Here is a 21270-nt window from a genome sequence, read left to right as displayed (position 1 = left end):
TAGCACTGAAGTCGTTCTTTCCTGAAAGAAGTAGAGAGGATCCTGATCCACTTCAGCTGTTCTTCTTGAAATGGGTGATGGAAAGCCGGTAAAGCAAATATATTTTGAGAATCCCGGGTGTCGAAGATTCCAACGCAATCCGGGAGGAGTTAAGATCTTTTGCCGAAGCCATTGTAGAGGTGATAAACACCCAAAGTTTCTATTGATGACGTGGGTACGCCGCTTTGAATGTGGCCTATCAGGTCATTGATAAATTGAAATTACTCCTCCCTATTGTTTCATAGTACTAAGCTGAATTGAAGAAGACAAAGAAGGTAATTCAAGTGATTTTCGTATTATGTTTCAGCCATTTTACTTTGCCTTGCTTCATGCAATCTGATCAATCCTGATGAAGAAATTCCCCGCCCATATCGAAGTAAAGGGATTTAAAACAACTTCAAATTATCCGACCTTGTGGATCAGCCTCAGGTAAGATCACTGATGTATGGGTATTTGCAGATGGTGCTTGGTGGTGGACCCATGAATTACCGGCTCGTTTTCCGATTTTAAAAGTGGTAAGAAAAAAATTAGTTTCGCTGCGGGAATTGAAGCAAATGGTATCGCCTCACGAATGAACTTTATCCTTTATATCGATTTTTGAAACAGATGTTGACCTTATTCCTGGTCAGGTAAGTGGATCTGGATACAATCAGCCTACTTCCTGCCTAAGGCATACCTGGTCTGAAGATTTTGGAAAGGATACCAGCGGTGGTGGTATCAGTCTGGATACAACAGGAATTAGCCTGGCAAACATCTTACCCGATTCTGCTGATGTTTTGAAGGTCGGCGAAGTTCGAAAATGCAGGTGACGACCGCGGCAATTTTGAGTAGAATGCCGGACCGTTGGTGATGGCTATCAACTTATACCCGAAAGGATGTTTATTTAGAATGGATTATCGCTGCAATACAGCCTTTATTATGGGCTTTTGGTACCACGTTCTCCGGTGAAAAACAAAACCTGATCATCTGCCTGAATACAAAACCGACTGGAACAAAATTTATATTCGTTTAGGCCCCTATGTAAACGCGCGAATTCGACAAAAGTGGAAGTTCAAGATTTATTTTCGCGTAGCGCTAAAGGAGGATTGACAGAAGGTACCGTTTACGTTGATAATTTAAAGCTGGATTTTGAATTAATGAACAAACCGCGTCAAATTTATCAAGTATGTGATAGCGGATCTTTTATCGGCTATGTTCGGGTGGGCTATTTTTGTATTTACTTCGGAAAAAGCAGGAATTGGAGGCTGCTTTGTATGGAAGTCGTTCCTTTTGTTCCGGATAAAAATTTTTATCTGGGGATTACTGTTTTACCGATTGGGCCTGGGTGGCCATTTATGCCTTCTCGGTAGGAACTTCTACAATGATATCTACCTGAAATCAAGACTACAGGAATTTGGCTCTGACCATGTATGTCTCCTCATATTGGAGCAATTATTATTTTTTTTTCTCCCTCCTGCTTGATGATGCCATCGTTTCCTATAAAAGCTATTACAGCATTTTTCGTTCTGTTTTTTCTGCATTTCGGGATAACTGCTTTGTGCGATTTCTGATAACCACCCCATACTGCCCGAAGAATTAAGATATAGAAAATTGGCTTCCTACTTCCGATAATTGGAAGCAGTCAACGGCCGTGAACCTATTTAATGAGTACGAAACCGAAGTTTTAAGTCAGGGTTATAAGTTTATTGGCTTTCGGTCCATGTTGATCATAATAACGGGAAAGTATTTCGGGCAGTTTATTGCCCTATTTGGGTGGGATTGGAAGATTTAACACGATTGATTGATGAGCATAAAATCGAAGAAATTATTATTGCCATTGAGTCCTCGGAACACGAGTTTATAGGAAGAATTATCAATGAACTGGAAGATAAAGATGTTAGTAATCAAAATCATTCCTGACATGTATGATATTCTTGCAGGAACTGTGAAAATGACTCTTCGATTTTCGGGTCGCCATTGATTATTATTAATCCTTCTTGATGCCGGTTTACAACAATCTTTGAAGAGAATTATTGATATTGTAGTTCTTTTGTTTTTCCCCCGGGTCCTGCTCAGTCCGGTTTATATAACAACAGCAATCATTATTAAAGGACGTCACGAGCCCCATTTTCTTTTGTCTAGAGAATTCGACCGCATGGAAATCCTTTTTCCATTTATAAGTTTCGATCGATGTTTTGGGTGCTGAAAAGGGTGCGCTGATGCTTTCCAGTGTATAATGATAGCCGAATTACTCCTTTTGGAAAATTTATGAGAGCGATTCGTTTGGATGAAATCCTGCCAGTTTTATAACGTTTTAATCGGAGAGATATGCTTCATTGGTTGGCCCTCGTCCGAACGGCAGTATTTTATAGGATCAGATTATGCAGAGAGCGCTTGCCATCACGCTTATTTGTATAAAGTACGTCCGGGAATTATGTGTTGTAAGTAAGCAAGTATGGATATGCAGAATGTGGAGGAAATGATCTAACGCTTAAAGTATGACATCATTTATATTGAAAATATGTCCTTGTCTCTGGATTTTAAAATATTGTTTTATACCATCAAACGTCTTTGTTAGCATAGTGGTGTCAATCCGTTGATCAAATGAATTACACAGGCTTATTTATTACAGGAAAGGTGGTGGAGTGGGACACCTATGGTCTGAAAGACTTTTCTTACATGATCTTCGGTATCTGTGATGAAGAGTTGTCCGAAGGTTTCTTTACTGACCAATTCCCAAGGAGTCGGGTAATCCTGTTTAAATCTAACTTGTCAAAAATATCATCCAGCAGGAGTATAGGTTTTAACCCACGCCGTTTCTTTTAATGACTTTGAATTGTGCAAGTTTTAAGGCAAGGATAACTGATTTTGCTGTCCCTGAGATCCGATACGTTTTGCAGGATGACCATTTAAAGTGAGTGTCAGATCATCCTTATGAATTCCTGCAGTAGTATATTGTAGAATTAGATCTTTTTAGCGTTTTGTTTAATTGGGATTGAAGATTTTCATGTTCAAGACTACAAATTATTTCAATCCTGCTTCTTCGCTATTGTTGGTAGGCATAGGATTCCCTGAAATAAGGGTGAAAATGCTCCACAAAATCTTTCCCTGACAAGATAAATTTTTTCACCACACACTGCCAGTTCTTTATCCCAGACTTACAAAGAGAGGCATCAGTTAAAGCCTCCCTTGCAGTTTGCTTGAGAAGGGCAGCATTCTGTTGTTGTGCACGAATGATTGTAAGCCACATCAGATCATCCAGATATGGATGATTATATTGGCAATAATACTGTCCATTAATTTTCTCTCTTCACTTCCCCTACTGATGAGCTCCGTCAACTGCGCCCATAACCAAAGGTAATAATCCAACATGTTCTCCCAGTCGGGAATACTCCTTTTGATTCCTTTTAATGCTCTTTTTTTGTCTGTTTTGACCAGCACCAATATTTCTTTCGTTTTTCCGCCTAATCTGCGTTCCGTTGATTGGAAGAACGATTGAAGATGCTTCATGGAAAGGCATCTCCGAATTGAAATAGCTCTTTGCACAAACAGAGATAATGGATCGCATCGAGGATATTGGTCTTACCGCTGCCGTTTTGACCGGTAAACCATTGGGCTCCTTCTGCTGAAACTAAATTCGCCCCCATCGTAATTTTAAAATTGAATAGGGTAAGTCTGCGTAAAAACATCTCACAAAAAAATAGTGTAATTTAAGCAGAATCATCTTGAAAGTATTGCTCAAATTGAACATTGGAAAGATTTAGCATGAAGAACAGATTAAAACAATCCAATCATTACGGAATTTTTAATAATTTTCCGCCCTACTGTTAAACAATTAATTTCGTCAACAATATGAAGATCATCATTCGTTTCATGCCCGCAACGCTGTTGCTGCCATGTCTGTGTAAAAGCTCAGGATCCTGTATGGGTGGGCACTTCAGAAATCAAGGAAGGTAAAAATCTTTCAAATGGTGCACGGTCACCAGAACAGCCAAAGCAACCCTGAATCCCGGATTCCGTGAAGTCGTCCCCTCGACGGACTTCCACCGTATATAAATCCGAAAGTGCTAGCTTAAAAGTAACCGGGGATGCCACTATTCTGGTGCTCAGTTTCAGCAAAATTATTCTGTAGAAAAGAAAAATCCAAGGAAATTTCATTTCTTGAACAAGACCTGATTCATTAAGTCTTCGACTGCAACAGGTAAAAATAAAATCGTTGTCCTGTCCAAACGCAAGCCCTTCTCCAGGCGAATAAATCAATTGAGGTGCTAACAACGGGTACTCGTGGATGAACTGGAGCCGGTAGTTGATTACTTCATTAAGAAGATGGGCGAATTAAAGGAAGATCAGCTGATGACTCAACTTAAAGAAAAGAAGCTGAACGAACAGATCGGGAAAAATACAGCAACAACTGAATGTGCTTCGTCAGAGCAGCAGCAGCCCACCGGAAATATTATTGTGAAGGTAGATGCACGTTCGCGAACCATGTCTTCTTTGATTTCAGTTATGTCATTAACTCCAATGTCACCTGGTATGCATTTATGACATTAAAGTTAAAGATGTAAACAGTCCTGTTGAACTGGTCTACAAAGCGAAAGTAAATCAAAGTTCAGGTGAGGATTGGAATCAGGTACGGTTAAGTTTAAGCACAGGGAATCCTGCAATAGGAAGCGAGCGCCCCTTTTTAAATCCATGGTATCTCAACTTTTACCAACCTCGTCCAATGTATTCTGTTCAGGAGAAATCAAAACGAATGGATATGCCTTCTGCACCTGCTGTTGCTGAAGGTGCAGTAATGCTCCATGGAACAGGATCAGCAGGATATGAAGAATGTTTCCGTTATTATGAGTGAAAATCAACTTTCTTCCAGCTTTGAGATTCAACAGCCCTACTCTATCCCTTCTGATGGCCAGGATTATCAGGTAGAAATTCAAAAGCATTCATTAAAAGCGGACTACAATTAGATTGTCCTTCCAAAGTTGGATGCAGATGCATTTTTAACTGCACGCATCACCGGATGGGAAGAATTAAGTCTGACCGCCGGAGGAGCCAATATTTACTTTGACGGAGCTTATGTTGGAGAGTCATTTGTCAATCCTGCAGAAACCAATGATACACTAGAAATTTCATTGGGTCGCGATAAACGAATCGTGGTTAAACGTGAGAAGTTAAAGGATTTGAGTGGCTCTAAATTATTTGGTGGAAATAAGGAACGCTCTCTTTCTTATGATATCAGTATAAAAAATGGAAAAAAAGAGGCGATCAGTATCCTGCTTTATGATCAAATTCCGCTCACCATGCAAAAAGATATTGAAGTGAAAGTGGAAGAGTTGAGTGGTGGGGAACACAATACCGAAACCGGAGAAGTCAAATGGAAATTGCAGATTCCTGCAGGTGAAACAGCAAAAAAGCGACTGTCTTTAAGGTGAAATATCCTAAGGATAAACAAATATTGGGTTTGTAAAACACTTAAATAAATTTAAACTAAAAGGGCGACTCTCAACAGGTCGTCCTTTTATAATTCATACGAGACCGGATCAATGAAGCAAGGGCTCTTACTGACTTCTACTCTTCGCCCATCCGGATAAATGGCATCTAATTTCACCCGTTGTCCTTTTTATAATTTTCCATAATCACCCTTTTTCCATCCGGCGACAAAGTTCCTTTTATGGGTTCTTCACTTTTTCATAGCGCAGTTTTTCAATAGATTGCACCGGTTCCTCTAACTGAAACTGGTATTGCCGAAGCTGATCGGGGACAAATAAGCTATCCTGACGCAAACTCTGACTATACAGAGAATCTGAGACTATAATAATGGTTATTAAACTTAAGATTATTTTTAGTTTACGCATGCCTCTAAATTAATTAATTTTGGGATGTATTACAAATTTCGGGGAAGATTAAATTTCTTCTTCGTTTGTATTGGATCGTCTCGTCATTACTCATCTCGTCTGCGACGATTTGAATCTGACGAGACTTGGGGAACGCTCGCAACACTCGCTGGGAGGATCACTTCGCCGTGGTGGCAACTTCAAACCAAACCTTAATCTTCAAACTTAAAACCTTGAACCTTGAACTTTAAACCTTAAGCCTTGAACCATGAAGCAGAATCGCGAAAAGCGATACGCTTCATGGGACCCTTAAACCTTTCCAGTCTGCACAATCCCGATAGCTATCGGGAGACGGGATCACATCGCCCGTGGTCACGTGGCGAGTGAAAACATTAAACATTAAACATTAAACATTAAACATTAAACATTAAACATTAAACATTAAACATTAAACATTAAACATTAAACTTTCCCAATGGCACACGAAATAGATTATCAGATTATTGGAGATGACATACAAGTAGTAGAAGTTGAAATGGATCCCGGTGAAGGAGTAAGGGCGGAAGCGGGTGCTATGTTGTATATGGAACAGGATATTGAAATGCAGACTTCGACGGGTGGAGGAATATTTAAAGGGTTGAAGCGGATGATCACCGGTGAGAGTTTTTCATTACGTCATTTACGAATAATGGTAATCAGAAGAGGAAGATGGCTTTTGCGGCTCCTTATCCGGGAAAGATTATAACGATCAACCCTGCTCAATTTGGAGGGAAATTTCTATGCCAGAAGGATGGGTTCTTATGTGCGGCGCAGGGTATCGAAATAAATATAGCTTTTACGAAAAGAATTGGCGCCGGACTTTTTTGGAGGGGAAGGATTTATTCTTCAGGAATTATCAGGTGATGGAAATACTTTTATTCATGCGGGTGGAACGATTCTGAAAAGGCAATTAGCTCCCGGAGAACAATTGCGTGTAGATACCGGATGTTTAGTGGCATTTGAAACAAGTGTACAGTATGATATTAAATTTATTGGTGGTTTTAAAAACTCCTTGTTCGGTGGTGAAGGTTTGTTTTATGCACTGGTGACCGGTCCGGGTTTGATTTATCTTCAGAGTGTGCCGTTTTCGCGAATGGCTGATCGAATTGTGGCTGCTTCGCGTGTGGGTGGTGGACGAGAGGAATCAAGAGGGTTAGGCGGACTGTTGGGTGGAATTATCAGTGGAAAGGAATAGCAATTTGATAAGGTTGGAGTACTGAATAATTAAAATAATCCATCCTCTATTTCATTTCTTGAAATTGAAAGAACCGAAATGAAAGAATGGTTCAATTAAAATTTAAAACCATTCCATCAAAAGCAATACGCACATCTGCCGGTAAATCATTTTCAATTTGGTCATGCAAACCCATTTGATGACTCAGATGTGTCAGTAGGCCAAGCTTGGGTTGAAAATGCTGCATCATTTTTAATGCTTCCTCCAATGTAAAATGCGATACGTGAGGTTCACGTCGAAGCGCATTCAAAACAAGGACTTCTGAACCGTAGATTTTGCTATGTTGATCCTCGGGAATTGTTTTGGCATCGGTGATATAGGTAAAGTTCCCGATCCGAAAACCAAGTACATCCAATAAATAATGTTTAACAAGAATCGGAGTGAATTCGATACTCCCTATTTTGAAGGGATTCAGGTCAATGGTATGTAAGTTGAGCTCTGGTACGCCGGGATATTTTATAGCGTCAAAAGCATAGTGGAACTCTCGTTTGATAGCATGTTGTACCCTGTCTGTGGCGTAGATATCAACCGGTTTATTGCAGACATAGTTGAATGCACGGATATCATCCATCCCCGCAATATGATCCTTGTGTTCATGGGTAAATAATAATCCATCCAGCTTTTTGACACCTGCTCTTAATAATTGTTGTCGGAAATCCGGGCCGGAATCAATAACAACAGTAGTATCCTCATTTTCAACTAAAATAGAAGTCCTCAGCCGTTTATCTTTTTCATCTCCACTCCTGCATACTTCACATTCACAGGCAATAACAGGAACACCCTGAGAGGTTCCGGTACCTAGAAATGTAATTTTAAGCAAGGTATTAGAGGTTAGATGATTCTGTTTCCGGTGAATTCTCTGATAGTTCCTCCTTGTCAACAGCAATCAAATTTTCAGCGGTGCTTGTCGGTTCTTCAAAAGCAAGTTCATTGGTATGAATCGGGTTCTTTAATCCAATTGTACGCAAATCCGCCTGTATGACCTGATTCGCCACTAAAGTTTGAATGATTTCAAGCAGAGACTGAATCCGGCTTTCTAAAACAGAGAACTTGTTGATTACCACTACTTTCTTTGCTTCAAGGATACAATAATTTGATTTGAAGTTGCCCTTTTCGTAGCGAACATCATACCCCGACTGCTCCAATAGGTCTTCCAGTTTTTTAAATATGCGGGTGTGAATTTTGCCATAACGTATAATTCCCAAAAGTCGTGATTTTTCCGCTCAAAGCAAAAATGTGTGAGTTCATCTTATTAACAAGATCTGTTTTGAATTTAACACCCTTCATGCCGGATTTTTATATTCCTTTGCCCTGCGAAACACACTATCGCTGAAAACCAGAAATTCTTTCATATGTTGTTGGGAATTCCCTACTGAAACCAAAGAGCGCGAATGTCGCGTTGCCATTACACCGGATGTCTGCGGACAATTAGTCAAAAGCCGGTTTCCGGTATCTGTACAAGCCGGAGCCGGATTAAAATCTTATTACGCTGATGATCAATACATCGCAGCCGGTGCAAACCTGGAAGGGGATGCCGCTGCTATTTATAACCGATCAGATGTCGTTTTAAAGGTGAATGCACCTACTGCTGCTGAAATCGGATTAATGAAAAAGAGCGCGAGCTTAATTTCATTTATGTGGGCGGCTACTAATCCTGAATTCGTGGACGCCTGTGTGAAACAAGGTATAAATGCTTTTTCAATGGACGCCATTCCGCGTATATCCAGAGCTCAGAAAATGGATGCTCTGAGTTCACAAGCAAATCTGGCAGGTTATAAAAGCGTGATCATGGGTGCCAATGCACTTGGTAAAATATTTCCGCTATTAATGACTGCTGCAGGGACCATTAAGCCTTCTAAAGTCGTCATTTTTGGTGCCGGTGTGGCGGGATTACAAGCCATTGCGACGGCGAAACGTTTGGGAGCTATTGTAGAAGTAACAGATATTCGCCCGGAGACGAAAGAACAAGTAGAATCCCTGGGGGGCAAGTTCATCACAGTGAAAGGAGATGCATCCATTAAAATTGAAGGTGGTTATGTGAAGGGTGTCTCTGAAGATTTTCTAAAACAGCAACAGGAATTGGTTTCAAAACATGTTGCCGAAGCCGACCTGGTCATCACAACAGCTTTAATTCCCGGAAGAAAAGCTCCGGTATTAGTCACAGAGGAGATGGTGAAAAAGATGCGATTCGGGTCTGTGATTGTTGATATGGCGGTTGAACAAGGCGGAAATTGCGTGCTGAGTGAACTCAATCAAACAGTAGTGAAGCATGGTGTAACCATCATCGGGGGAAGCGAATATCCCTTCCCTCCTGCCCCTGAATGCCAGCGACCTCTATGCCAAGAATGTACAAACCTTCCTCTTGCACCTAGCCACTAAGGATGGATTCAAATGGGAGATGGAAGAAGAAATTACGAAAGGAGCCCAGTTGTATACGATGGGGTTAGTCGTTTGAAATAAAAAAATTAATGAATTGTTGAATTGTTGAATTGATGAATGTTTAATAAGGAAGGGGTGAGTGTTTGAAGAGGGAGGAAGGATTATGAGGGGAAGTTTTTTTGGAAGTTGAATGATGAAAATAAAAATATTTTATATAAATAACTTTAACTATGAAGCAAGTAACAGACAAAGTAGATTTCGCTAAACAGATGTTGATGCGAACGCAGAAAATGGCAACTGAAGTCATAAAATTCAGTAGGATTATTAATAACAGTGATGAGTCATATATTATTAAAAAACAAATGATACGTTCTGCCACTTCAGTAGCTGCAAATTATCGTTCTGTTTGCAGGGCAAGGTCAAACAATGAGTTTTATGCTAAGCTTTGTATCGTGGTAGAAGAAATAGATGAAACCAACCTATGGCTGGAACTCATAAAAGACACAGACCTTTCATCAGATCAAGCACGGACTCTCCTATTAAAAGAAACTTCGGAGTTAACCTCAATTCTGGCACGCTCCAAAAGCACTTATAAATCCAGATATATTAATTGATCTACCCATAGAGCATTCACATTAAACATTCATTAAAAAAAGCATTCATCAATACAATAACTCATTAATTCATCAATTCTTTTATGGAAAATATATTAAATCTTATCTCAGAACACCGTGAAATGATCTACTTCGTTGTCCTCTCCGTTTTCGTAGGTGTTGAAGTGATCGGAGGTGTTCCAACGGTTTTGCATACGCCATTGATGAGCGGTGCAAATGCTATACATGGAGTCGTAATTGTTGGAGCCATCTACGTGATGCTGAATGTGGACGCGACAAATATCGCTGCCTTGATTCTTGGCTTCTTAGCCGTATTGCTTGGTACCTTAAATGTAGTGGGCGGATTTGTGGTAACAGACCGTATGCTGGAGATGTTTAAGAAAAAATAATTCATTTCGAACGATTAAATAAACAGATTATATGAAGAGCTCCCTGCTCGAAATTTCTTACCTCATTGGATCAGTCACCTTTATTCTGGGACTGAAAATGATGGGTAATCCCAAAACAGCCCGTAAGGGAAATCTTATTGCAGCCGGTGGAATGATCCTGGCCATACTTGGTACAATTTTTCTTTTTGAAAAACATGACCATATGGGCGTGGTGGATACTTCCTTTGTTGTTCCCGGTATGGTGTATGGCCTCATTTTCGGAGCTATTGGTCTGGGTACCGTAGTTGGATGGTTAACAGCTAAGCGTGTACAGATGACAAAGATGCCGGAGTTGGTGTCCATGCGTTCAGTTTCATTCAGTGGTTCAGTGATTGCTTATCTGAAACTCAATGGGACTATGAAAAAGCCATTGCGGTTGCCACAATACAATATTCTGAATACGGTTGTCATGATTTCAGTAGTGGCTTTTGGTGCCTGGGTGGTGTATGCTTCTCCTAATAACATGACTATTTTGTATGCGCTCTTCTTTGCTGCGCTGATCTACGGTATTTTATTCACTATTCCGATTGGTGGTGCGGATATGCCTGTAGTGATATCATTGCTAAATTCATTTACAGGTCTGGCGGCAGCCTTTGGTGGCTTTTTATACGACAACAAAATCATGTTGACCGGCGGAATACTTGTTGGATCGGCGGGTACATTACTTACGCTCATCATGTGTAAGGCGATGAATCGTCCGTTGAGTAATGTGATTTTTTGAACTATTCGAAGAAAGTGGTTATTGTTCCGGGATATGGTCTGGCGGTGGCCCAGGCGCAACACGTGATTCATGAACTGGAGATGATACTGGAAGAACGCGGTGTAAGTGTGAAATACGCCATTCATCCGGTGGCAGGACGTATGCCGGGACATATGAACGTATTGCTGGCGGAGTCGAATGTATCCTATGATAAGCTGGTGGAGATGGAAGATATCAACCCTGAGTTCAGCTCTACAGATGTCGTTTTAGTAGTTGGTGCGAACGATGTTGTAAATCCGGCTGCTCACAATGACCCCGCCTCTCCTATTTACGGAATGCCTATTCTGGATGTTGAAAATGCGGCGCATATCATCGTCAACAAGCGCTCAATGAGTGCAGGGTATGCCGGTATTGAAAATGAGTTGTTCTTCAATCCAAAAACCAGCATGCTCTTTGGAGATGCAAAGGATGTATTGACGAAATTGGTGACAGAATTGAAGTCGTTGTAAAGTGTTGTACTGAATATATATTTTTTTATTCGTTGAATGGTGAAACCTGCCTGCCGGCATGCAAGTACGAAAGGATCCGAATACTGTTTAGACTTACGAATCTAATCCGCGAAAATCCTAAAAAATCAGCGTCATCTGCGCCTGCCTGCCGGCAGCTACTGTTTGGACACAAATGTATTAAATTAGCCTTATGAAGAAACCAAATTATATAATTGATTTCGAAGGCGAACTGAGCGATAAAAGGTTAGAAGACAGGGCAAGAAAGGTTGTTTCAGCCTTAGTAATTTCTCGAACAAGTTCTGTTCACGGTAGCACGTTAACTGAAGCTGATCAAAAAAGGGTTTTACAGGTTTTTGGATAATGAAAACGTTAGTGAGGCAGAGCTCATCAGTTCTCTAACGAAACGATGTAAAAGAAATGTTCAAGGAAAAGATGTATTAGTAATTCAAGATAGTAGTTCTTATGGTTTAGGGCATCTAAAGGAAAGCATAGAAGAAGATAGCGGTTTAGGATTAGTTGGCAACAAAATGGGGTTAGGCTTTTTAACTCATATTAGCTTGGTACTTGATGCCCAAACTGAAGATTTGTTGGGCTATTCCGATGTACAATTATGGCATCGAAAAGAAGATAAGTCAAACAATACAACACGGATTTATAAGCAACAACCCATTGAAGAAAAGGAGTCCTATAAGTGGATAAAAGCGAGTGAAAGCTCAAAAGCTATATTATCAGAAGCAGCAACAATCACGATAATAGAAGATCGTGAAGGTGACATTTATGATCAGTTTTGCACTGTGCCGGATGACCGGACTGATTTAATAATTAGAAGCAGAAGTGACAGGAAACTTGCAGATGGAAGTTCAATGGATGAAACCATTAAAAAGTCAAAGTCGCTCGGTCAATTATCCATTCCGATAATTAAAGATTTAAGAAAACAAAAGATTGCAAGGATAGCACAAGCCGAAATTAAAGTATGCAAAGTAGAGTTAGAACGACCACATGGGAAATATATTAACAAGGAATTACCAAAGTCAAAAGAGTTATTTGTAGTAAATGTTCAGGAAAAAAGTAATGTAAAAATAAAGGATCCGATACACTGGCGAATTCTCACTACAATTGAAGTACGAACAGGTGAAGATGCAGAGAAAATCATTGAACGTTATAAACAAAGATGGTATATTGAACAGTTGTTTCGATTGACTAAGAAGCAAGGATTTAAAATAGAGCAAACCCAACTTAAAAATGGATGGGGTATTAGAAAACTCTATCTGTTGGTGTTGGCAGCTGCACTAAAAGTGATGCAACTCTACCTTGCATATGGAGTGGAAAAAAGCCAGCCCATAACAAACGTCTTCGACGAGAAAGAAATAGAATGCTTGGAAAAAATCGAGCAAAAATTAAAAGTAACTGAAGCCACAACAAACCCATATTCTCCTAAAGTACTAGCATGGGCATCATGGATAATAGGAAGATTGGGTGGTTGGAAAGGAAATCCAAATCAAAGACCACCAGGCCCAATTATATTACTAAAAGGCGTAGAAAAATTTGAGAATATTTATGAAGGATGGAAATTGGCTTCAAATTACACTTAAAGATGTGTCCAAACAGTAGCTGCCGGCAGGCAGGTTCGCTAAAATTTTTTAATGCATTGAAAATAGTATAGTCTTCGAAGGAAGTTTATGAAGTAGAGGTCGAAATGCGAAAGGTACCAAAGGACGATTTGCGAGAAAATTGAATTACACAATCTCTACCCACTTTTCACCGGATTGGGTGATCATTCTTCCAATGGGCTGCATACAGGTCTCTGGAATTTTATATTCTTTCATCAGTCTTATCAATTCATCGACCTGACTTTCTGCGATAGCAATGAGTAATCCACCGCTGGTTTGAGGGTCGCAGCCGAGATGCAATTCCCGGGCACCGATTTCTTGAATGAGATGTCCGTAACTGTTCCAGTTTCTGTAGGTGATAGCAGGTATGGTAAATTGATCCATATAAATATCCAGTCCCGGAATTTCAGGAATGGCTTTAATGTTAAGTTCCGCTGCTAGTCCGCTTCCTCTGGCCATCTCCAGCAAGTGTCCGAATAACCCGAAACCGGTGACATCTGTAACGGCATGCACCCCCGTAATCTCGCCCAGACGCTCTCCTATTCTGTTCAATGTTGTCATGGACCTTATGGCAGCTTTTACATCGGCTGCACCGGCCTTCCCCATCTTTTCCGCAGTGGTGATGATACCTACTCCCAATGGTTTGGTGAGGAAAAGGATGTCTCCCTGTTGTGCTGTATCGTTACGGAGTAATTTATCGGTATGTACTATCCCGTTCACGGCTAAACCAAAAATGGGTTCCGGACTATCAATACTATGTCCACCTGCCAGAGGGATACCTGCATCTTCACAAACTGATCTGCCTCCTGCCACTACACGACCGGCAATTTCCGGAGAAAGTTTATCCACCGGCCAGCCTAAAATAGCAATGGCCAGGTTCGGCTTCCCTCCCATTGCATAGATATCAGAGATCGCATTGGTTGCTGCAATGCGACCGAATTCGAAGGGGTCATCAACAATAGGCATAAAGAAATCTGTTGTGCTGACTAAAGCCAGACCATTACCTATTTCAAGAACTGCTGCATCGTCGCGACTATCATTGCCCACCAGCAATCCGGGAAAAGAGGTAGTTGTTTCATTTCCTTTTAAAATTTCATCCAGTACTGCAGGAGCTATTTTACATCCGCAACCATAGCCGTGACTGAACTGCGTCAACTTCACTGTTTCTGACATTTCAATTTATTTTCAAGGTTTAATTTTAAGATTGTAGTGAAAAAGTCAAATGGCCTGGAATTTATTTTTAGATTGAATGATGTTATTCAGACCGGACTCCACTTCATTCCAGCTAAACGACAAGGAATGGATCTGACTCTGATCACGTTTTTCATTGCTGAATGCATAGGTTTTATCGTAATAACCTAAAATAATCTCCAGCCATTTCTCCATCTGATCTTCCTCCAGAAATGCCAATGCAGCTTTCATATGCTGACCACCGAGACGACGTTCAATTCTGCGGGTATGTTCAGCCAGAGATTCTTTCGGAAAAATACAGTATTCTTTGAGAATTCTATCCATACGTTCACGGTGACTCACCTCCAGCTCTACTACTTTGGCTAATCGCATTCTTTCAAACAACGTGTTAGGGATAATCAGTTTTCCGATGCCCCGACTTTCGTTCTCCAACCATACTATTTCTGTTTCATTCATGAGATGCATCTCCATCCCCAATAAGTTTTCAAAATGTTCCTGCATGGGCTGAGGAGGCATGCCCAATAGGCCAAAAGCAGAGCCCTTGTGAGATGCCAATTGTTCCAGGTCAATGGTTTGTTCACCACGACTGCGCATCATTTTCAGGAGATCTGTTTTTCCACTTCCTGTTTTCCCACCGAGAATCAATATTTTCAATGGTCGATTGAGTTGTTCAATGATCCAATGTCGAAATGACTTATACCCACCTTCAAGCAAGACCACTTTCAGTCCTGCCATTTTTAACAGCCAGGCCATGATATTACTGCGCATTCCTCCTCTCCAACAGTACAGAAACACCTGTCTGTCTTTTGCTTCTTTTAAAACAAACTTGATTTTCCCATGAAACTCCGGACCCACCAATTCAAAGCCTTTCAGCACTGCCGCCTGACGCCCTTCTTTCTTATACACGGTACCGATAATATGCCGTTGTTCATTGTTAAGCAAGGGCAACGAAATAGCACCCGGAAGATGAGCCTTTTCAAATTCCTTTTCACTCCTGGTATCAAGGAGCAATGGTTTCTTCAAACCCATTTGCAACAAAAAATCATTTATCGGTAGTACTTGCACCTGCATACTGCAAAACTAACCATTCGTCATAACAAAACTCCCAAGGGGGAACACGGAGTCCTGGAGGCCTACACAGATTGAACGGATTTTCACGGATGCTCTCTGTAACCAATTCGTACATTCGTCAATTCGTAATTTCGTCAATTCGTACATTCGTCAATTCGCGTATTCGTTAATTCGTATTTCGTATTTTCGTAATCATTCGTACATTCGTAATCCCCCCCTCGATAAAGTTTCACCTTACGAAAAGCATTATAAAAAAAAGGAGAACCCCCCGGCCCTCCTTTATCGTTAACCCAATTCAAAAATTTTTTTAATTCAGATTCGGATCCTCCGGAAAGTTCGCGAGTATGGCGTATTCATTGCCCATACTTCGGAGCACCTGACTCCATAAAGAGCGAGGATCATCGGCGAAGGTGAATTGTTTACTTCCTTTAAAGACCAGCCATGATTTTTCTTTTAACTCATGGTCCAGTTGTTTGGGTTCCCAGCCCGAATAGCCGGCATAGAATCTTATTTGATTAGGACGGATTTGTTTGGTGTCGATTAAGAATTTCAATTGTTCATAATCACCTCCCCAGAAAATTCCATTCAATATTTCTTTTGATCCTTCCAGCAAGTGACCTACTGTATGGATATAGAAGAGGGTATCGGGTTCAACGGGACCTCCAAAATAGAGAGGTACTCGAAACTCAGGGAAATCATCTACCGCTTCGTTTAAAGTGACATCTGTTGGTTTATTTAGAATGAACCCCAGCGTTCCTTTATCGTCATGTTCGCTGAGTAATACTACTGCGCGTTTAAAATAAGAGTCGACCAAAAAAGGCTCCGAGATAAGGAGGCTGCCCTGGACCGGTTTAGATAACTTTTTCATAACCTCTTTTTTTAATTGTTTATCGCTCATTGCTGATCTCTCCTTCTTATAATCTGTCGGATTTGAATCAAGTTTTTACTATCTGTAGCAAAGTCCAAAAGTATGCCAGCCTTACATTGATACGGAAGTCAAACGCCAACGGTTTGTAAAAAAAGATCCAAAAGCCCTATAAAATTGGATCATGTTGATAATGAACCTTACAATTTATTTTGTTGATTTTACACCTAACTTTGAGCCCTATGCAGCATCTGAACGAATATTTGCAAGGATCTCGTATACAATACGATAAGGGTATCTTAAGTGAGAATCACCTGCTGGAGAACCCTTTAGATCAATTCGAAGCCTGGATGAAGGAAGCCATAGCAGCCGGTGTATCTGAACCTAATGCGGTGGACCTTAGCACGGTAAATGAAGGCAGACCTTCTTCCAGAATTGTTCTATTGAAAGGAGTAGATAAGCGAGGTTCGTTTTTACACCAATTACGATAGCCGGAAGGGAAAGGAAATGGCGGAGTCGCCCTTTGTCAGCCTTAATTTCTTCTGGACCTTACAGGCAAGGCAGGTTAGAATTGAAGGACGTATTGAGAAAGTGAGTCCGGAAGAAAGTGATGCCTACTTCGCCAGCCGCCCAAGAGAAAGTCAGATCGGAGCATGGGCTTCTGCGCAAAGTTCCGTGATAAAGAATCGGGAAGTGATAGAAGAAAATATAACCCAATTAGAGAAACAATACGAGGGAAAAGACATCCCCCGCCCTGCACATTGGGGAGGATACATAGTCCTTCCTGATCGTATCGAGTTTTGGCAAGGTCGTCCCAACCGCCTCCATGATCGCTTCCTCTATGAAGATAGTCCGACGGGTTGGATGGTGTTTAGATTAGCACCTTAGGATGTTAATTTAAATATTAATCGAACTGAATCGTCTGATTTTAAGGTTTCACTCGCCAAGTGACCACGGGCGATGTGATCTCGTAAGCCTTGTGCTGACGAGATTAAGTTCAAGGTTTAAAGTTCAAGGTTCAAGGTTCAAAGTTTAAAGTTGCACCATTTGTCAGCACAGAAGCAAGCAGCCGGTAGCCGGTAGCCGGTAGCCGGTAGCTGGCAGCTAGAAAAATAACAATATCACTATAAGTTTGTTCCATCACTATGACCATTAGAATTCTTATCTTTATAATTATCCTTGTTGCATTAGATTTCTATGTTTTTCAGGCATTCAAATTTGCTATGCGCAATAGTTCGGAGATGTTTCAAAAGTAACTACCATTACTTTCTGGTCGATGACTGCTTTTGTGTGGTTGTTTTGCTGGCTAGTCGAATTTACGATTGGGATCTTTGGCCAAAGGCTTTGAAGACTTATTCCGGTGCTTTTATTTTCGTGTTGACGTTCTCGAAAATTTTATTCTGCTTTTTTGTTGACAGATGATATCTTCAGAGGGGCAAGATGGGCTTTTGAGAAGATGTTTAATTCGCCAAAAGAGGCCGGTGAGTCCTTGGGTGTGATACCTGACAATGCCATTACACGATCTGATTTTTTAATCAAAACAGGATTAGTGCTCGGCTCCTTACCGTTCATGTCATTGATTTATGGAATGGTGCGTGGCGCCTATGATTATCAGGTCAAGAACATCAAACTCACGTTGCCCCATCTCCCTGCAGCATTTCAGGGATATAAAATTGTACAAATTTCAGACTTACACGTGGGTAGTTTTGTTAGCACTTCTCCCCTCGAAGAGGCGGTGAGAATTATCAACGAACAACAAGCAGATATCATTCTTTTTACGGGCGATCTGGTGAATAATAAATCGGAGGAACTGAATATACATAAACCTGCACTCTCAAAACTTAAAGCACGTCAGGGAATTTATTCTACGCTGGGTAACCACGACTATGGTGACTACGTTGCCTGGGATTCAGATCAGGCAAAGGTGGATAACCTGAATACGCTGATAAAAGGGCATAAGGAGATGGGATGGGATATCCTGATGGATGAACATCGCCACATTGAAAAAGACGGAGAGCGAATAACCCTGATTGGTGTGCAGAATTACAGTATGCATCTTCGTTTTCCCAAGTATGGGAGTTTACCCCTGGCGACAAAGGATATCGACTATAGCGATTTCAATATTTTGCTTTCTCATGATCCCAGTCACTGGAGAGGAGAAGTCTTGAAGGATTTTAAAAATATTCACCTGATGCTGGCCGGACATACCCATGGCTTTCAGTTTGAGTGGAATTGCCGTTTTTCAAATGGAGTCCGGTGCAGTATGTGTACAAAGAATGGGCGGGCTTATACACTGAAGGACATCAGCATCTCTACGTGAACCGCGGACTCGGATTCTGGGCTATCCCGGGCGGGTAGGATTTTACCGGAGATTACCGTCTTTGAATTGCATAAAGGTTAGTTCATTGAAGTTGTAATCAATAATTGGTGATCAGTATCTTGATTTAACGCTACGGTTTTATTCTCCAAAAGATACCTTTGCAGGATGATTTCAAAACTATATCTGATACCATCTTCATTGGGTGGAGTTCATGTACAAGATTTTTTACCTGAAGGAACGCTCACCATCATTCGTAGTCTGCAACATTTCATTGTAGAAGATGGCAAGACAGCAAGAGCCTTTGAAAACCTGCAGCATTACGATTCCTCAATCAGAGCTTGTTATTCAGGAATTAGATAAACATCAACCCGATCAGGATATGGCTGAGCTGCTCTTGCCGATGAAGTCAGGTATTTCGATGGGATTACTCAGTGAGGCGGGGATGTCCGGGTGTTGCTGATCCCGGTGCCAGAGTGGTGGCCGAAGCCCACCGAAACGGATATAAAGTCATGCCCTTGGTAGGACCTTCCTCTCCTACTCGCTCTGATGGCCTCCGGACTCAGCGGACAACAATTTTGCTTTCATGGCTATTTACCGATTGATAAAGCGGAGCGCATGAAGAAAATTCAGCGCATGGAAGAAGCAGCAAAAGCAAGAAAGAAACTCAGTTTTCATAGAAACGCCCTATCGCAACAACCAACTCCTCGCCGATTTACTTCAATATCTCAGCGGTGAAACCAGGATTTGCCTCGCCTCCGATCTCACCACCCCCCGATGAACACATCCGAACTTTAAAAGTTAAAGACTGGAAAGTCCCCACTGAGCTACATAAAACCCTGTGTTTTTGATTGGATAAGCATGGAGGAATTAGTGAATTAATGAGTGGTTGTCCCGAAGCCTCGGGATGATGAATGTTTTAGAATAAAAATTGATGAGTCTTAGAATACGGAATGATGAATGTTTTGAATATACATAATCAGTGTTATTATAGTAAAATCTCCGTGTAGCTCCAAGTGCTCTGTATCCCGTGGTTAAAAGGAAAAATCCTTCGGAGACGACAATTGCATTCATCGAAATGATTAATATTATTCGGTCATAGAATTATTTTAAAATAGAAAGTATTGCCATACGTCGCAATCAGAGGTTTGAATTTACGGATTCAATTTGAAAAACCGGATGTTCAATACTATTTTGATGGGCCGCAGATTGCTAATGATTATTATGATTTATTATGATAGTTCCCTGCGACTCTGCGTCGCGAATTCTCGCGATCATCCATCTTTAAATCAACCTTTCAAATTTCAAATCAAAATTTGACTAACTTAGACGAAACACTTTCCGAATCAGTAATTAAATTGACCAGATAAAAACCCCATTCGCCACCGCACTCATCGGTATCTCTCCCGTTACATACCCTCCCGCTATCACCTCAATTTTCTTCGTACACCAACCTCCCTTCCATATCAAACAAACAACCGCAAACTCCCCGTTCTCCCTTTAAGTTTGGAGGCGTTTACGGGAATCATATTCCAATCGGGATTATACCAGTGCTTGGAAGAAGACTTCATTATTTGGAACTATATGTTCACCACCTACGGTTATGTATCAAGGACTTCCAATCCACGCGCCTAGTTCATAATTCAGGGTTATTAGGCAAACCGTAATAAGTCCTTGCCCCACCAAGGTAAAACTATATGGCTGAAAATCGCAAGTAGCTCCTAGCAGTCAGGATAATTTATGACGCTGAGATAAAAGATGGTAGTGAATAATGAATCAGGGTATGGAATACTTAGTGATTTCATCTGACGATGTCATAAATTTTATCATCAGGAGCTAAACGCATATTACCTGCTCCTCTAGTTCATAACTCTGGCAATACCGCAATCACTTGCTTGCTTGCAATATCCTACTGCTAAAAAGCAAACGTAAACTGCAAGTTTATCATTTTGACCGGGTTGATTTAAATAAGCAATACTCATCACGTATAACTTGCTATCATCGGGAGAAAATGCGGCTGGAAAAATAATACGGATATGGATTTCTGCTACGTTCCGCTTGAATCGTAATAGGAAAAGATAATAATCCTGTACATCGATCGAACGCTAAAACAAAAGTATCAATCCCTCTCCAATCAATATGAACCAATTTGCTTCCATTCAAATTTGAAATCAAATGACCACCACCTGTGGTAAAGAATGGACCAATACTTTGAATTAATGGAAGTATCAATTCCATTTGGATTAATCAGATAGCAATAAGTTAAGTTATTTCCTGTCTGTCCTGTTCCATCCCATTTTTTAAACAGTAAACTAACACTCTCTTCCATTACCATGACGCACCGCAGTAAAGCCCATCAAAAGCGGGCACCTGTTGTAATTATTACATTTTTTTGTAACACGACTCCGGAATCATTATTGGCTTTGTAATTAATCAGGTATAATAAAGTCCATCAAATGAATTG

At 40.8% G+C, this 21270-nt stretch carries 17 protein-coding genes and 5 pseudogenes; 15 read left to right on the top strand and 7 right to left on the bottom strand.

Annotation, left to right across the window (positions count from 1 at the left end; all coding sequences use genetic code 11):
• Nucleotides 1-1082 precede the first annotated feature (1082 nt).
• The 3 genes from IPJ86_00110 to IPJ86_00100 all read left to right on the top strand — a co-directional run bounded on the left by IPJ86_00110 (nucleotide 1083) and on the right by IPJ86_00100 (nucleotide 2596).
• A complete protein-coding gene (locus IPJ86_00110; GenBank protein ID MBK7885753.1) occupies nucleotides 1083-1388 on the top strand; it encodes a hypothetical protein in 306 nt (101 codons plus the stop codon).
• 859 nt (nucleotides 1389-2247) lie between these two features.
• On the top strand, nucleotides 2248-2328 hold the full coding sequence (locus IPJ86_00105) for a sugar transferase (GenBank protein ID MBK7885752.1): 81 nt from the start codon (nucleotides 2248-2250) through the stop codon (nucleotides 2326-2328).
• Between the two features lie 193 nt (nucleotides 2329-2521).
• Entirely contained in the window at nucleotides 2522-2596 is a 75-nt protein-coding gene (locus IPJ86_00100; protein ID MBK7885751.1) for a hypothetical protein, read from the top strand.
• Nucleotides 2597-3267: 671 nt separating this feature from the next.
• Here the strand turns inward: IPJ86_00100 and IPJ86_00095 are convergent.
• Entirely contained in the window at nucleotides 3268-3528 is a 261-nt protein-coding gene (locus IPJ86_00095) for a hypothetical protein (GenBank protein ID MBK7885750.1), read from the bottom strand.
• Entirely contained in the window at nucleotides 3525-3665 is a 141-nt protein-coding gene (locus tag IPJ86_00090) for a hypothetical protein (protein MBK7885749.1), read from the bottom strand. Before IPJ86_00090 ends, IPJ86_00095 begins: the two co-directional genes overlap by 4 nt.
• A gap of 637 nt (nucleotides 3666-4302) precedes the next feature.
• Between IPJ86_00090 and IPJ86_00085 the strand changes: the two genes are divergently transcribed.
• The 4 genes and pseudogenes from IPJ86_00085 (at nucleotide 4303) to IPJ86_00070 (ending at nucleotide 7083) form a co-directional block, all read left to right on the top strand.
• Nucleotides 4303-4563, top strand: a complete 261-nt coding sequence (locus IPJ86_00085) for a hypothetical protein (protein ID MBK7885748.1) — start codon at nucleotides 4303-4305, stop codon at nucleotides 4561-4563.
• Nucleotides 4547-4870 carry a DUF4139 domain-containing protein gene (locus IPJ86_00080; GenBank protein MBK7885747.1) on the top strand — a complete coding sequence of 108 codons (324 nt, stop codon included), beginning with the start codon at nucleotides 4547-4549 and terminating at the stop codon, nucleotides 4868-4870. Before IPJ86_00085 ends, IPJ86_00080 begins: the two co-directional genes overlap by 17 nt.
• 127 nt (nucleotides 4871-4997) lie before the next feature.
• A complete protein-coding gene (locus tag IPJ86_00075) occupies nucleotides 4998-5447 on the top strand; it encodes a DUF4139 domain-containing protein (protein ID MBK7885746.1) in 450 nt (149 codons plus the stop codon).
• 877 nt (nucleotides 5448-6324) lie between these two features.
• Nucleotides 6325-7083 (top strand): annotated as a pseudogene (locus tag IPJ86_00070) (TIGR00266 family protein).
• Between the two features lie 91 nt (nucleotides 7084-7174).
• Here IPJ86_00070 and IPJ86_00065 read toward each other — a convergent pair.
• Nucleotides 7175-7942 carry an MBL fold metallo-hydrolase gene (locus tag IPJ86_00065; GenBank protein ID MBK7885745.1) on the bottom strand — a complete coding sequence of 256 codons (768 nt, stop codon included), beginning with the start codon at nucleotides 7940-7942 and terminating at the stop codon, nucleotides 7175-7177.
• Between the two features lie 4 nt (nucleotides 7943-7946).
• Nucleotides 7947-8327: a hypothetical protein gene (locus IPJ86_00060; GenBank protein ID MBK7885744.1), complete on the bottom strand. Its 381-nt coding sequence runs from the start codon at nucleotides 8325-8327 to the stop codon at nucleotides 7947-7949.
• A 145-nt stretch (nucleotides 8328-8472) separates the two neighbouring features.
• Between IPJ86_00060 and IPJ86_00055 the strand changes: the two are divergent.
• From IPJ86_00055 to IPJ86_00035, 5 genes and pseudogenes are all read left to right on the top strand, one after another.
• Nucleotides 8473-9577, top strand: a pseudogene (locus tag IPJ86_00055) (Re/Si-specific NAD(P)(+) transhydrogenase subunit alpha).
• A 193-nt stretch (nucleotides 9578-9770) separates the two neighbouring features.
• Complete coding sequence (locus tag IPJ86_00050) at nucleotides 9771-10115, top strand: four helix bundle protein (GenBank protein MBK7885743.1); 345 nt, start codon at nucleotides 9771-9773, stop codon at nucleotides 10113-10115.
• 83 nt (nucleotides 10116-10198) lie between these two features.
• A complete protein-coding gene (locus IPJ86_00045; GenBank protein MBK7885742.1) occupies nucleotides 10199-10504 on the top strand; it encodes an NAD(P) transhydrogenase subunit alpha in 306 nt (101 codons plus the stop codon).
• 31 nt (nucleotides 10505-10535) lie between these two features.
• A pseudogene (locus tag IPJ86_00040) lies at nucleotides 10536-11752 on the top strand (NAD(P)(+) transhydrogenase (Re/Si-specific) subunit beta).
• Between the two features lie 353 nt (nucleotides 11753-12105).
• Entirely contained in the window at nucleotides 12106-13344 is a 1239-nt protein-coding gene (locus IPJ86_00035; protein MBK7885741.1) for an IS4 family transposase, read from the top strand.
• A 144-nt stretch (nucleotides 13345-13488) separates the two neighbouring features.
• On the opposite strand, the gene selD is transcribed toward IPJ86_00035, so the two are convergent.
• The 3 genes from selD to IPJ86_00020 form a co-directional block, all read right to left on the bottom strand.
• Nucleotides 13489-14535, bottom strand: a complete 1047-nt coding sequence (selD, locus tag IPJ86_00030) for a selenide, water dikinase SelD (GenBank protein MBK7885740.1) — start codon at nucleotides 14533-14535, stop codon at nucleotides 13489-13491.
• Between the two features lie 45 nt (nucleotides 14536-14580).
• Nucleotides 14581-15624, bottom strand: coding sequence for a tRNA 2-selenouridine(34) synthase MnmH (gene mnmH, locus IPJ86_00025; protein MBK7885739.1), 1044 nt, complete (start codon nucleotides 15622-15624; stop codon nucleotides 14581-14583).
• Nucleotides 15625-15931: 307 nt separating this feature from the next.
• The gene (locus IPJ86_00020) at nucleotides 15932-16492 is read right to left on the bottom strand and encodes a YqgE/AlgH family protein (GenBank protein ID MBK7885738.1); all 561 of its coding nucleotides are present in this window, start codon (nucleotides 16490-16492) and stop codon (nucleotides 15932-15934) included.
• Nucleotides 16493-16731: 239 nt separating this feature from the next.
• On the opposite strand from IPJ86_00020, the pseudogene pdxH reads away from it, so the two are divergent.
• The 3 genes and pseudogenes from pdxH (at nucleotide 16732) to IPJ86_00005 (ending at nucleotide 19657) form a co-directional block, all read left to right on the top strand.
• Nucleotides 16732-17377, top strand: a pseudogene (gene pdxH, locus IPJ86_00015) (pyridoxamine 5'-phosphate oxidase).
• Between the two features lie 520 nt (nucleotides 17378-17897).
• Complete coding sequence (locus IPJ86_00010) at nucleotides 17898-18809, top strand: metallophosphoesterase (protein ID MBK7885737.1); 912 nt, start codon at nucleotides 17898-17900, stop codon at nucleotides 18807-18809.
• Nucleotides 18810-18974: 165 nt separating this feature from the next.
• Nucleotides 18975-19657 (top strand): annotated as a pseudogene (locus IPJ86_00005) (SAM-dependent methyltransferase).
• Nucleotides 19658-21270 lie beyond the last annotated feature (1613 nt).

This window comes from Bacteroidota bacterium, assembly GCA_016713925.1.
Lineage (GTDB): Bacteria > Bacteroidota > Bacteroidia > AKYH767-A > OLB10 > JAJTFW01.
Note: the sequence above shows the minus strand (reverse complement) of the source record. Positions and strands in the feature narration are given on the sequence as shown.

Excerpts from the sequence above, each read along its gene's own strand:
- IPJ86_00050 (MBK7885743.1), top strand. The coding sequence starts at position 9,771 with ATGTTGATGCGAACGCAGAAAATGGCAACTGAAGTCATAAAATTCAGT.
- IPJ86_00090 (MBK7885749.1), bottom strand. The coding sequence starts at position 3,665 with ATGGGGGCGAATTTAGTTTCAGCAGAAGGAGCCCAATGGTTTACCGGT.
- mnmH (MBK7885739.1), bottom strand. The coding sequence starts at position 15,624 with ATGCAGGTGCAAGTACTACCGATAAATGATTTTTTGTTGCAAATGGGT.
- selD (MBK7885740.1), bottom strand. The coding sequence starts at position 14,535 with ATGTCAGAAACAGTGAAGTTGACGCAGTTCAGTCACGGCTATGGTTGC.
- IPJ86_00020 (MBK7885738.1), bottom strand. The coding sequence starts at position 16,492 with ATGAAAAAGTTATCTAAACCGGTCCAGGGCAGCCTCCTTATCTCGGAG.
- IPJ86_00095 (MBK7885750.1), bottom strand. The coding sequence starts at position 3,528 with ATGAAGCATCTTCAATCGTTCTTCCAATCAACGGAACGCAGATTAGGC.
- IPJ86_00045 (MBK7885742.1), top strand. The coding sequence starts at position 10,199 with ATGGAAAATATATTAAATCTTATCTCAGAACACCGTGAAATGATCTAC.